The sequence below is a fragment of the Sanyastnella coralliicola genome (assembly GCF_030845195.1).
Taxonomy (GTDB): Bacteria; Bacteroidota; Bacteroidia; order Flavobacteriales_D; family Sanyastnellaceae; genus Sanyastnella; species Sanyastnella coralliicola.
The window spans coordinates 1904802-1917922 of record NZ_CP132543.1; the positions used below are offsets into that span (position 1 = coordinate 1904802).

Below are 13121 nucleotides of genomic sequence, written 5' to 3' on the forward strand. Positions count from 1 at the left end.
GTTAATACGAGATACCTAGTTTACGGAAGATGAAGCTTAAGAGCCAAGCTGGGCCGATGAGTAGAAACTTCAAATCATCTAGAAAAGAAGGCTTCGCCCCTTCTATTTTATGTCCGATAAACTGGCCTACCCATGCGACTGCAAATCCTCCAAGGAAAACCATCCATGCGTTCTCAGCGAAATTCAAGTTGACCAATTTGACAATGTAGAGTGAAAGAGCTGAAACGGCTAACATCCCAAGCGTCATCACCGTGCTTAAACGGACGTAAAACACGATACCCACGATGATCAACACGGTACCGAAATGGATGTAGGGCTCCCACCCTGTTCCTTCAAGAGCCGGAATGCTGAATGGAATCAATGATAACAAGCCCAGAAGGGTCACAAATATCGTGGGTACACAAAGCCAGTGAAAGAGCTTGTTCGTTGGATTGGTGTGGCTTTCTCCGTAGGCGTCGAGCCACTCTTGCATTGTTGGCATAGTGAGTTTTTTGGTTAGCGATAAGTTAAGAAATCTAGTGTACTTCGTACATTTTCGGCATGAACCGACTTCTGAAGGTCATAGGACCAGGTATACTATTCGCTTCTACCGCCATCGGGGTTTCACACCTGGTGCAGTCAACGCGAGCAGGAGCCGTTTATGGATTCGGATTGCTGTGGGCTGTGGTGCTGGCGAACCTTATGAAATACCCCTTCTTTGAATTCGGTTCGAGGTATGCCAACGTGAGTGGAACCAGTATCATCGATGGCTATCGCAAGATGGGGCATTGGATGTTCTACGCATACGTTGTTGTTACCATCGGTTCTATGTTCTTGGTGACAGCAGCCGTGACAGCAGTAACGGTTGGTTTTCTTTCTCAGCTCTTCATGCTGGAGACCTTTTTTGAAGGAGCGAATGTCATGCACATCGCCACCATTGTTTTGGTGGTTATCATTAGTTCCGTTCTGATGCGTGGTGGCTACAAAACCCTCGACAAACTCATCAAGATCATCGGAAGTGTGCTGCTCATCACAACACTCATCGCTTTTGTTGCCGTCTTAATCAAAGGGGCAAGTGCTAGCGAAATCCCTTTTGTTTCTCCAGATATCATCAACGATGAGAACGCATTTCTCTTCGTGATTGCTTTAATGGGTTGGATGCCCACTGCTGTAGATCTATCGACATGGAATAGTCTATGGACGCTTGAGCGTATCAAAGAGACCGGCTACCAACCCAAACTCAAGGAAACGCTGCTAGATTTCAATACGGGGTACTTGATCTCTGCCCTACTCAGTATTTGCTTTATCACCCTTGGAGCCTTCCTGATATATGGAACTCCAGAAGAAATGCCCGCCAAGAGTGGGGCCTTCGCAGGAAGGGTCATTTCGCTATATACAGAAGTCATGGGAGGATGGAGCAAATGGTTGATCTCAGCAGCTGGCTTTAGTATCATGTTTGGGACATGCATCGCTGTGTTCGACGGGTACGCCCGTTCTGCTGAAAAAGTCGGTGAAATCATTCTAGCCGACTCAAACAAAGAGCTCAACCCTGCCAAAGCCTATCGCTGGTGTGTCTTCATCACGGCTATCATTACGATTGGCATCGTCATCTTCGCTGGTGGTAACCTTAAATCTCTTGTCGATTTGGCGACCACTATTTCGTTCTTGATCGCACCTGTCATTGCTGGAGCCAATCTGTATTTGGTCACCAAGGAATTGGGAAAAGAGGGCCAACCACCAACTTGGTTGAAAGTACTAGCATACTTCGGGGTGGCTTTTTTAACGGTCTTCACCTTCATTTACCTTTTGGCACTTTCTTAGACCGTTCGGAGCTATTTCGTCGTACTTTAACAGGAACAGTTCTGATTCAAGGAGCTATACTTTACCTTTATCACCGCTATGAACATCGACTTTGACATTTGGCATTACTGGTTGGCAGCTTGTCTTCTTCTTTTCGTAATCGAAGTATTCGTTCCAGGATTCATTCTTGGTTGTTTGGCTATTGGAGCCCTTGGAGGAATGGTAGCCTCTGCAGTTACCGACTCAATTGAGATTCAGCTCTTCTCAGCTTCTATTGTTGCGGCTTTGGCTTTCTTCTTCTTGCGTCCGTTCGCATTGAAACGTCTCTTCCGTAAAAATGAACTACTAACGAACGTTGATTCACTGATCGGAAGACGTGCAAAAGTCTCTCAAGCCTTCGACACCGGCCTACTGAAAGGACGCGTCGCAGTAGATGGAGACGACTGGATGGCCGTTACCAAAGAAGCCTCTGATTTAAAGGTTGGAGACATCGTCGAAATCCTTGAAGTACAGAGTAATACATTGATCGTAAAACCTATTTAACATGTCACCACTATTAGTAATATCCATTGCCTTTGGTCTATTTGTATTAGTCCTCATTGGAAAAGGATTGCGTATTATCAAGCAATCCGAAGCAATGGTCATTGAGCGCTTCGGTAAGTTCCACAAAGTACTTGCTGCCGGAATCAATATTATCATCCCATTCATCGACCAACCACGCAAAAGTACATGGAGAACCCTTCGCCAAACAGCGGATGGAAGAAAATTTGCTTCGATTCAGATGAAGGATCGTATTGATCTTCGTGAAACGGTATTTGACTTTCCGAAACAAAACGTAATTACCCGAGATAACGTTGTTACTGAAATCAACGCATTGATCTACTTCCAAATCGTAGATCCACTCAAATCTGTTTATGAAATCAATAACCTACCGAACGCGATTGAGAAGCTGACGCAAACAACACTTCGTAACGTCATCGGTGAACTTGATCTTGATGATTGTTTGAGCTCGCGTGACACGATTAACATGAAGCTGCGTGCTATTCTAGACGAAGCCACCAACAAATGGGGTGTCAAGGTCAACCGTGTAGAGCTTCAAGACATCAACCCTCCTCGTGACATTAAAGAAGCGATGGAGAAGCAGATGCGTGCCGAGCGTGATCGCCGTGCACAGATTATCGACGCGGAAGGTTCGAAGAAAGCGCAAATCCTCGAAGCAGAAGGACGTAAAGGTGCAGACATCAACCAAGCAGAGGGTGTGAAACAAGCGAAGATCCTTCGTGCAGAGGGTGAAGCAACCGCACGACTTCGTGTTGCAGAAGCAGAAGCAGAAGCGATTCAGAAGATTGCTACAGCGGTTGCTGACACGAAAGCTGACCCTACTCAGTACTTGATCGCAATGAAATACATTGAGACTCTCGAGAAGATCATGGATGGTCAGAACGGCCAGCAAAAAGTGGTCTTTATGCCTTACGAAGCTTCAGGCCTCATGGGCTCTGTAGGAGGCATCAAAGAATTGCTTGAGATGAACAAGTAGACTTCACAACATATTGAATAGATCAGAAAGCGGTGCTTCCATAAGCACCGTTTTCTTTTTGGTCACTTCGCTCCATCTGACCAAAAGAATGCGGCCTTCGATAATTTCAATGCCGGTGATATCGCCATCTGAAAACGAGCAACACCCTGTGTTAAAGTAACAAGGACGACGATAGCCAGTAGTTTCAATTCGGGTAGCCTCGTCCTCCAAATCTTCTCGAATTCGCTCAGCCATCTTCGCCTCTGTCTTATTGTGCGTCTCTTTGATCAACTCATCGAGCACATCAAGGTGCGAACGTGAAGTAAATACTGGTTGATGGGTATGCCCTGCGATAATGGCAAGGTCTTCTTTATTTTGAGCCCATTCATACAAGAGCTTGTCGGTCTTCGAACGCATACGAAGATTTGTGGCTGGAGAAGTCAGCTTCCAATTCGCCACGTTTTGAAACCATCGCCAGAGGTAACGTACGAAAAAGCGTGAGATTGTCGAAAATCGATCACTACCAATCGAGCCTTGATGCCCATGAACTAGAAGAAACTCGCCTACGGCTTTCTCTCCATCATTGAGCATGATGCGCAAACCTTCAGTGATTTTCAGTCCTTTGAACCATTCGCCCTGGTACTTATCGAAGACGATGGGTTCACGCCAGAAGTCGTCGTGGTTCCCCCAAATTCGAAAGAGTCGATCTTCCAGATAGAACGTACGCTCCATGTCCAGAACATCTGGGTAATAATCTCTAGAAACGGTAAGCGGGTTTTCCCAGAGTTCATCTACATCACCAAGCAAGGCGAGTTCGTAATTATTCTCTGCATAGAAGCCCAATGCTGAGAGGTAGGTCTTCTCACATTGAACGAAGTCATCTGCCTTATCTCTCCTTCCCCGATGGTGATCTGAGAACAAAACCATTCGAATGGATTTTACATCACGAACCACATGTGGCGCTCGTTTCCGAACTGCCGATAAAGCGAGATGCGTGAGTTGTCTGCTGGGCATGGCTCAAAGGTATCATTTTGTCCTCCCCTTCGAAGCGAAGTTTTGTACCTTGGTAGTATGCGTGATGAGGAAGTTATAGAATACGCTAATCGGGTATTCAAAATGCAGCAGGCTCGGTACCGTGAAATCGGTCGTAGAAGCGTCAATGACCGTAAACAAGACTTGAAGCGTCTATTGAAAGTGGTGCTCAGCCATCGGGAAGAAATCGCTTCCGCGGTAGCGAAAGACCTAAACAAACCTGCTTTTGAAAGCGACTTTTCAGAAGTATACCCCGTGGTATCTGAATTGCGGCATGCGATCAAGCACTTACATCGATGGGCGTCAACCCGAAAAGTTCCTGCACCGGTTGCCATGATTGGTACCAAGGCTTGGATGAAGCCAGAAGCGAAAGGTCAAGCATTGGTTGTGAGTCCTTGGAATTTCCCGTTCAATCTGAGTTTAGGCCCAGTGATTTCTGCGATTGCCGCTGGGTGCTCCGTCATTCTCAAACCCAGCGAGAGCACTCCCGCTTCCGGCGCCTTGATGAAAGAGATTCTAGGCGAAGTATTTGAAGAAGATCACGTAGCGGTTGTTAATGGTGAAGTGGCGGTCAGCATTCACTTGACGAACCTCCCTTTTCACCATGTATTCTTTACAGGCGGACCTGAAATTGGAAAGCATGTCATGGGCGCCGCAGCTAAGAATTTAGCCAGTGTCACGTTGGAACTTGGAGGCAAAAGCCCGGCGGTTGTAGACCATCGCACCAACCTTGATGATACCATCTCGCGATTGATTCATGGAAAGCTTTTGAACAACGGACAAGCATGCGTTGCTGTGGATTACATACTTGTAGACGAGAAGATCAAAGGAGAACTAGTCAACGGACTGCGCAGCGCATTGGGTAAATACTATCCTGATCCGATGAACAACGGTGACCTATCATCCTTGATTCATGAGCGTCATTTCGATCATATGTTGAGGCTGCTAGAGGACGCGAAAACAAAAGGTGCCCTGATTGAAGATGGTGGAGTTCATGAACGGAACCGGCTTCGCTTCTCTCCTACCATTCTGACTAATGTGACCGAGGATATGCTCATTATGCAAGAGGAGATATTTGGTCCGTTGCTTCCTATTCTTAGCTATAGAACGAAAGAAGAAGCGCTCGAAATTATTCATAGAAATCCGCGTGCGCTGTCGTTTTATGTGTTCTCAAAGTCAAAGGAGTTCGCGAAGTTCTTTTTCGATCAATCCCTTGCTGGAAGCAGCGCATGGAATGAAACTTACGTTCAATTCGGGCATATTAACCTACCCTTCGGAGGATTGAATCAAAGCGGCATCGGAAAAGGGCACGGAGAGTTCGGTTTTAATGAATTCTCAAATCTGCGAAGCTTCGTGAAACAGCGTTGGAAGTGGAATGCCACGAAGCTCGTTCAACCTCCTTATGGTAAACGTGCACAATGGTTGATTGACTTGATGATCCGGCGCTTCTAGGAGTTATTAACAATGGTCAAAATAAATTGTTAACTTTCCGGCACCTTGGCCTTTTGAGATGCTTGTCCAAACTTACTTCCCGCAAAGGTTAGCACCTGCGCGCTATGACTCTTTCCTTGCCTCAGGCTGGTTCCGTGGATCAGTTATGCTCTACAAGATGGATTTACTCTGTCTTGAGGAAGACGTCTACTCTGTGGTCAACATCCGACTCAATCTCCCCAAGTTTGAACTTAGAAAAGGTCAACGCAAAGTGGTGCGTAAAGTAGAACGCGAATTCATCGTCACCTACGGAAAGGCGCAAACCAATGCAAATAAAGAAGCGCTCTACCAGCAGCAGAAGAAGAAGTTCAAAGGCTTCATCCACCCTACGCTCAACGACTATCTGAACAGCGGATTTCACCAAACGGTATTCGATACACGAGAAATTTGTGTCTATGATGGAGACAAGCTGATTGCGGTGAGCTTCTTTGACTTTGGGAAAAACTCGATGGCTAGTTTGCTTGGCCTTTACGACGAAGATTACAATTCATTCAGTCTTGGTTATTACACCATGCTGAAAGAGATTGAAATCGCCTCGAAGCTGGGCTTTAAGTGGTACTACCCTGGCTACGTCCTTGATCAGCCGAGCCAATTCAACTATAAACTCAGACTCGGAGAATTCGAATACTACAACGATAACCAGCGCTGGTCAAAGTATGAAAAGTTCGATGCCGATTTGACGAAGGCTTCTCACTTCAGGAGAAAGCTTCAAGAAGCGAAAGCTTTGCTTGATGAGGCTAGGATTGAATACAAAGAGGTGCTCTACCCGCTGTTCTCGATGGGCTATGTTGGTTACCTCAATGCTGAGTTCCTCAAGTATCCGGCCTATCTGGAAATCGTGAACCAGAAGCAGTTCAAGACCATTATCTCATTTGATCTTGATCAAGAAGCATTCATTGCGGCTACAGTAGTCAAAGCTCCGAACTACGAGCACTTGATTAACATGGAAGCCAGCCAAGAATTCAACTCGAACGACAGTTACCGCATGCAACTCCTGATGGTTACTGAATTCTTGTGCGTAACTCCTGAACTAAAAGGACTCCTGATTTACTTCCAGAGCTAATTATCCCCTAATTTTAGTTCCTCAATTTCAGCTATGAGGATCTATTCATGGAACGTCAATGGCGTTCGAGCAGCAGTTAAGAAAGGATTTGCCAATACAGTGTACGAAGACCTTTCTGAACCAGAAATCATTTGTCTTCAAGAAACTAAAGCCCAAGATGATCAAGTGCTTGAGGCCTTAGAAGGACTGAAAGGCTATAACGTCTACAGCAACTCCGCGGTAAAGAAAGGATACAGTGGTGTGGCTATCGTTTCTCGTATTCCAGCGATGGATGTGATTTCAGGAATCGGGATTGAGGAACATGACCAAGAAGGACGTGTACTCACCGCTGAATTCGAAGACTTCTATTTGATCTCAGTTTATACTCCGAATAGCCAAAACGGCCTGAAGCGCCTACCCTACCGCAAAGAATGGGACAAAGCATTCGCTGAATTCGTTGCTGAAAAGGAGAAGAACAAACCCGTAATCATCTGCGGTGACTTGAATGTGGCCCACGAACGTATCGACATTGCTCGTCCTGACTCGAATTACAATAAATCAGCAGGCTTCACACAAGATGAAATTGACGGTTTAGACCATCTGCTTTCCAAAGGTTATGTAGACACTTTCAGACACAAGCATCCGGAAAAAGTGCAATACTCTTGGTGGAGTTTCCGTGCGAATGCGCGTGCTAAGAATATTGGTTGGCGTATTGATTACTTCCTGGCCAGCACCCAAATCCTTGATCGTGTGACTGATGCGTTCATCCGAGACGAGGTGGAAGGTTCTGACCATTGTCCGATTGGGATCGAGCTGAGCTAAACTCAGATTAAGGTGTTGATTCTGAAAGCATCAACACAAACTGACGCTTTCTGCCCTAGCTTTTTCGCTACCTTTGGGTGACGTGCTCGACCAATGTGCGTCCTAACTTATAACCATGAAAAACTTGCTTACTACATTCCTCGCGGTGCTTGGCTTGACGCTGCTCGCAGGTGCTCAAACTCCTGGATGTACCAATATCTGGGCAGTGAACTACAATCCAGCTGCTGAATTAGATGATGGAAGCTGCGAGATATTCCTCTCTACTACTTCCTATGATGCCACCTTTGATGCCAATATCGAAGTAGGCACGGGCATCAGCAACGAACATGCGGCCATTGTTGATCACGGTGATATCCAGTTTGGCATCAAAGTAAACCGCCGATTCATAGAAGACATTGTCCCTGTGAACGACAATGAGTACGTTGCTTACTCTGGATACTCTCCAACAAGCTTTTTTGATCCAACTCCTGATGTAGGTATCGCCACTTGGGACTTCATTTACAGTTTTGACCTCGGGGATTACACATTCGAAGACCTCGAAGCGTTTATCATTATCGATTTTGATCCCCTCGACTCTGAAGGTCAAGCAACGCCTTATGAACTGCCTTTATCTGACGTTCTAGATCAATTGAATCAAGACCAGCTTTCATTCCGCCAAGGCTCTGAGAACCTCGGATTTGGCTTCTGGGTTGGTTTAGCTGGTGCTGACGCGCTCTTGTTCGACCCATTGAACCCTGGAGTTTATGATCTTGGGCTACGTTTAGAAAATCAAGCAGGAACTGTGCTTGGTGAGGTATTCATTGAAGTGATTGTAGAAGATCCAGTTGAAGGATGTACAGATGAGACCGCTTGTAACTTCGATCCTGCAGCGAATCTAGACGACGCCAGCTGCACCTATGCTGAGGCTCCATTTGATTGCGAAGGAAATTGCCTCAATGATTTTGATGGTGACGGCGTTTGCGACGAAGACGAAGTCTTAGGATGTACCTATGAACAGGCAAGCAACTACAACCCTGCCGCAACCAATGATGACGGAAGCTGTGAAATCAGTGGATGTCCGCAGTCTGATTGTGAGAATGCAGATTTCAATGATGACGGAACCGTCGGTGTAGAAGACCTACTAGTCTTCCTTTCAGTTTATACTGAGACCTGCGATTAAGAAGATATTACAGAATGAAAAAGGTCCTCGTTTGAGGACCTTTTTTTATGCTAAGGCGATGGATTCGCCGTTGACTTTCACTTGATCGAGATCTCCTTTCAGTCTGGTGATCTTCGTTCCATTTTTATCTACCGTCACTTTCAAATCGCTATCGCGGAACTTGATATTAAAGCTGTAGCTGTTCCATAGCGAAGGCAGCATTGGATTCAAATGTAGCTCTCCTGATTTCACACGAAGCCCTCCGAATCCTTCTACCACGGCCATCCATGTTCCAGCCATGGAAGTAATGTGGAGACCTTGGTAAGCTTCGTGGTTGTAATCATCGAGATCAAGACGAGCAGTTCTGAGGTACATCTCATACGCCTTCTCTTCTCTACCTAGCTTTGCCGCAAGTACAACGTGCACGCACGGAGACAAGCTCGATTCATGCACTGTACGAGGCTCGTAGAAGTCAAAATTCGCCTCGAGTTGCTCGTTTGAAAAGTGCTCCTCAAAGAAGTAGAACCCTTGCAACACGTCTGCCTGCTTGATGAAGACAGAACGTAGAATTCGATCCCATGACCAATGCTGGTTGATCGGACGTTCTTCATCTTTCAGATCGGTCACTAACAACAACTCTTTGTCGAGGAACCCATCTTGCTGAAGAACGATCTCAGAATCCTTCATTTGAGGTAGGTAAGTATTCTCTACAATGGAAGCCCATTGTTTCGTCTCCTTCTCTTCATCGAAATTCCACTTCGCCTTCTTATCAGCATATGCTGAGGCGTGGTTCTCTTTTAAGAAAAGAATCACTTTCAAGGTATATGTCATACACCAACGAGCGATGTAGTTTGTATACCAGTTATTGTTGACGTTGTTCTCGTATTCGTTGGGTCCTGTCACCCCAAGCATCACATACGCTTGCTTGTCTTCAGACCAATTGAATCGTTGCGCCCAGAAGCGTGCGATCCCTAGGAGAACATCAAATCCGTATTCCGCGAGGTAAGCGCGATCGCCGGTGTGGCGCACGTAATTATAGATTCCGTAGGCGATGGCTCCGTTTCGGTGAATCTCTTCAAATGTGATCTCCCACTCATTGTGGCACTCTTCCCCATTCATGGTTACCATTGGGTAGAGCGCTGCGCCATTCGTAAAGCCGAGTTTTTCAGCATTCTCAATAGCTTTCTGAAGCTGTTCATAACGGTATACCAAGAGCTGACGTCCAACACGTTGATTGTGCGTGTTTAAGTAGAATGGAAGGCAGTAGGCTTCAGTATCCCAATAGGTAGAGCCTCCGTATTTCTCTCCTGTAAATCCTTTAGGTCCGATATTCAATCGGGCATCTTCACCAGTATAAGTCTGGTTCAAGTGGAAGATGTTGAAGCGAATTCCTTGCTGTGCTGCGATGTCTCCTTCGATTTGAATATCTGCAGTTGACCATATGTCTTCCCATGCTTTCGCTTGCGCGGAACGCATGGCTTCATAGCCTGCTGTAGCTCCTCTCTCCGCAGCTTTTTCTGCAGCTGATTGAAGCTCTCCGCTGTTGTAGTTCATGGAATTTACCAGTCCAACGAACTTCTCCACTGTTATCGTATCCCCTTCCGCGATAGCGAGATCAAACGCTTGTTCAGCATAGAATTGCTCAGTCAGCGTCTTGAACTTGGAATCATTGGAAATAGTGGTCTTCGCCGCCACCCCGAGCTCAAATTCAGTCTTCTTCGTCTGCGCTCCAACGTACATCAATTCCGCGCTAGCGTGAGAAGCAAGAGGATTCCAAAAACCTGCTTCCCAATTCGAATCTTCATTGACCACTTGGGCATCGAGGTAAGAGCGAATTTCAACGTTCGCCGCATTTCCCTTCACCATCTTCAATGAATAGCGAATGGCCGCACACTCATTATCTGCCATAGAACAGAAACGCTCAGCATTCACCTCTACTTGATTACCATTGGAAAGCTCAGCAACGAAAACACGCGATAGCAAACCACGTTGCATGTCAAGCTCACGTTGGAAAGAAACCACCTTCGCTTGAGATAGGTCGAGCTCTTCTCCATCAATCACCACTCTGATTCCAATCCAATTGGTGCTATTCAACACCTTTGCGAAATACTCTGGGTAGCCATTCTTCCACCAACCTACACGAGTTTTATCTGGGTAGTAAATTCCAGCCACGTAGCTTCCTTGCAAAGAGTCAGCACCGTAGTTCTCTTCAAAATTGGCACGTTGTCCAAAATGACCATTTCCAATTGAAAAGATCGATTCTGAACTGCGTTGGTATTCAGGATGGAAGCCTTCTTCAATGACTTTCCATGCATCCTCTTTCAAATACTTTATCATGGGAAATAAATCAGTGGACCATCAGCGATTGCAGACGCTCCAGGGTGAAATTCTCTAAGTTCGGCAGTACGGTATCAGCCTGATCTAAGACATCAGCCTCTCCTAATCCGATTACGTAAAAGCCTCCAGCTTTACCAGCAGCCACGCCCGCTTGGGCGTCTTCAAACACAACAGCTTCCGAAGGTTTTACTCCTACTTCCTTGGCCCCTAAAAGGAAAACTTCAGGGTCAGGTTTACTGTAGGTCACTTTGTTTCCGTCGATTACGGAATCAAAAAATGAAGTCAAGCCAACGGCCTCTAGAATGCGAGGTGCGTTGCGACTGCTTGAACCTAAGGCAATGCGAATATCGTTGGCCTTCAATTCTTCTAGGAATTCACGCACGCCAGGAAGAACCTCTTCTGGCTGCATGCCTTCAATATATTCGAGGTACCAGCTGTTCTTCTTCTCCATGAGCGCAACCTTGGTATCATTATCCAGATGCAGTTCGCCCTTAAGAAGAATCTTTTCTAAGCTGTCAACGCGACTCAAACCTTTGAGACCTTCGTTTTCCTCTTCAGTAAAATCAATTGCTAATTCAGCGGCCAGTCTTCTCCAGGCCAGAAAGTGGTATTTGGCGGAGTCCACAATGACTCCATCCATGTCGAAAATGCAAGCTTTGATCATTTCATTTAAGCCTTAAGAATGCATGCGGTCGCGCGCTTTTTCAGCCGCTTCCTTTCGAATCAATCCGATTATCAATAGTTCGGCGCTAGCCGGGTTAGTAGCTAGCGGAACGTTTTTGCGATTACATTCACGGATAAAGTCTGCAACTTCATCTTCGTAATCTTGAACAATTTCAGGGTCTCGTAAGAAGAATGCGATTTCCACTTCTCCATTCGCTACCAGCGCAGTCATCTGCGTATAACCACCTTGGTTACCTGGCAACAAACGCGTCAACGAAATCTTCAACTCTCCTTTCTCAAGGAATTCACCAGTTTGCCCTGTAGCTACCAATTCACGTCCCCAAAACCAGTCTTCTCGTTCTTTCATGAACTCGACAAGTTGAGGCTTCATATTGTCATGGGCTACTAAGGCAATCTTCTTGGTCATGATCCTTGTAATTGAGGGATAAGATAGTCAACGTGAAACTGAGCCAAGCGATGGATTGGCTTCTTAATCACTTCGCCTAAGATAACACCCTCTTCCTTACAAACACGAGTCAAGACATCATTGAAGTAGTATCCAATAGAACCAATAAAGTGCGTAGTGACAGACGTATGCTCTGGAAAACACTTAATGTGCACCTTCACAAATTCTCGAATGCCATCAGTCACCCAATTCTGCACATGTGGATGATCGTTGTGTTTACCAACGAAACGCATGAAAGCAGCTAACCATACATTCGCATGACGGTTGTTGTACACTTTCTCTACAAGATCGTCTTTACTCACATTGAACTCCTGCTCGAAAGAACAACGTAAATCTTGCGGAAGCTGCTTGTAGAAGTACTCACGAAGTAGTTGCTTCCCAAACCAGCTACCAGAACCTTCATCCCCCAGAATGTACGCAAGTGCTGGTACTTCTTCACGAACCTCATTGCCGTCGAAGAAGCAAGAATTTGATCCTGTTCCTAGAATGGCTGCAATGCAAGGCTCACCATCATAGGCAGCGTAGGCAGCCCCTACCAAATCGTGATCAACGACCACTTGCGCATTGGTGAATACCGCGTTGATTCCGCTGGTCATGATATTCATGAGGTTCGGAGTAGATGCTCCGGCACCGTAGAAAAACACGTGCTCGACTTTATCGGCGAGTTTGAGCAGTTCTGCATTGTCACGCAGCGTTGATTCCACTACTTCCGCTGAATGGAAATATGGATTCAAGCCCATGGTTTTGTACTCACCGAGGTGTTCGCCCGACTTATCAATCAACAACCAATCGCACTTGGTAGAGCCGCTATCTGCTATAAGGATCATTATCGTAA

At 46.0% G+C, this 13121-nt stretch carries 13 protein-coding genes; 7 read left to right on the plus strand and 6 right to left on the minus strand.

Annotated features, from left to right (window positions below):
• Position 1: 1 nt before the first annotated feature.
• Entirely contained in the window at positions 2–481 is a 480-nt protein-coding gene (locus RA156_RS07985) for an Mpo1 family 2-hydroxy fatty acid dioxygenase (RefSeq protein ID WP_306644048.1), read from the minus strand.
• A 59-nt stretch (positions 482–540) separates the two neighbouring features.
• Between RA156_RS07985 and RA156_RS07990 the strand changes: the two genes are divergently transcribed.
• The 3 genes from RA156_RS07990 to RA156_RS08000 all read left to right on the plus strand — a co-directional run bounded on the left by RA156_RS07990 (position 541) and on the right by RA156_RS08000 (position 3316).
• Positions 541–1800: an NRAMP family divalent metal transporter gene (locus RA156_RS07990; RefSeq protein WP_306644049.1), complete on the plus strand. Its 1260-nt coding sequence runs from the start codon at positions 541–543 to the stop codon at positions 1798–1800.
• 78 nt (positions 1801–1878) lie between these two features.
• The gene (locus RA156_RS07995) at positions 1879–2322 is read left to right on the plus strand and encodes an NfeD family protein (RefSeq protein WP_306644050.1); all 444 of its coding nucleotides are present in this window, start codon (positions 1879–1881) and stop codon (positions 2320–2322) included.
• Position 2323: 1 nt separating this feature from the next.
• On the plus strand, positions 2324–3316 hold the full coding sequence (locus tag RA156_RS08000; protein WP_306644051.1) for an SPFH domain-containing protein: 993 nt from the start codon (positions 2324–2326) through the stop codon (positions 3314–3316).
• A gap of 3 nt (positions 3317–3319) precedes the next feature.
• Here RA156_RS08000 and RA156_RS08005 read toward each other — a convergent pair whose 3' ends face one another.
• Positions 3320–4309: a metallophosphoesterase gene (locus RA156_RS08005; RefSeq protein WP_306644052.1), complete on the minus strand. Its 990-nt coding sequence runs from the start codon at positions 4307–4309 to the stop codon at positions 3320–3322.
• A 57-nt stretch (positions 4310–4366) separates the two neighbouring features.
• On the opposite strand from RA156_RS08005, the gene RA156_RS08010 reads away from it, so the two are divergent.
• From RA156_RS08010 to RA156_RS08025, 4 genes are all read left to right on the plus strand, one after another.
• On the plus strand, positions 4367–5779 hold the full coding sequence (locus RA156_RS08010) for an aldehyde dehydrogenase family protein (protein ID WP_306644053.1): 1413 nt from the start codon (positions 4367–4369) through the stop codon (positions 5777–5779).
• Between the two features lie 58 nt (positions 5780–5837).
• Positions 5838–6881 carry a GNAT family N-acetyltransferase gene (locus RA156_RS08015; RefSeq protein WP_306644054.1) on the plus strand — a complete coding sequence of 348 codons (1044 nt, stop codon included), beginning with the start codon at positions 5838–5840 and terminating at the stop codon, positions 6879–6881.
• A gap of 33 nt (positions 6882–6914) precedes the next feature.
• Complete coding sequence (locus RA156_RS08020) at positions 6915–7682, plus strand: exodeoxyribonuclease III (RefSeq protein ID WP_306644055.1); 768 nt, start codon at positions 6915–6917, stop codon at positions 7680–7682.
• Between the two features lie 115 nt (positions 7683–7797).
• The gene (locus RA156_RS08025; protein WP_306644056.1) at positions 7798–8841 is read left to right on the plus strand and encodes a hypothetical protein; all 1044 of its coding nucleotides are present in this window, start codon (positions 7798–7800) and stop codon (positions 8839–8841) included.
• Positions 8842–8886: 45 nt separating this feature from the next.
• On the opposite strand, the gene RA156_RS08030 is transcribed toward RA156_RS08025, so the two are convergent.
• Genes RA156_RS08030 through RA156_RS08045 form a run of 4 tightly spaced genes read right to left on the minus strand, consistent with a single transcriptional unit; the run spans position 8887 to position 13113 of the window.
• The gene (locus RA156_RS08030; RefSeq protein ID WP_306644058.1) at positions 8887–11157 is read right to left on the minus strand and encodes a family 65 glycosyl hydrolase domain-containing protein; all 2271 of its coding nucleotides are present in this window, start codon (positions 11155–11157) and stop codon (positions 8887–8889) included.
• 10 nt (positions 11158–11167) lie between these two features.
• Entirely contained in the window at positions 11168–11821 is a 654-nt protein-coding gene (gene pgmB, locus RA156_RS08035) for a beta-phosphoglucomutase (RefSeq protein WP_306644059.1), read from the minus strand.
• Positions 11822–11833: 12 nt separating this feature from the next.
• Positions 11834–12247: a methylglyoxal synthase gene (locus tag RA156_RS08040; protein WP_306644061.1), complete on the minus strand. Its 414-nt coding sequence runs from the start codon at positions 12245–12247 to the stop codon at positions 11834–11836.
• On the minus strand, positions 12244–13113 hold the full coding sequence (locus tag RA156_RS08045; RefSeq protein ID WP_306644062.1) for a BadF/BadG/BcrA/BcrD ATPase family protein: 870 nt from the start codon (positions 13111–13113) through the stop codon (positions 12244–12246). The genes RA156_RS08040 and RA156_RS08045 overlap by 4 nt, the downstream gene beginning before the upstream one ends.
• Positions 13114–13121 lie beyond the last annotated feature (8 nt).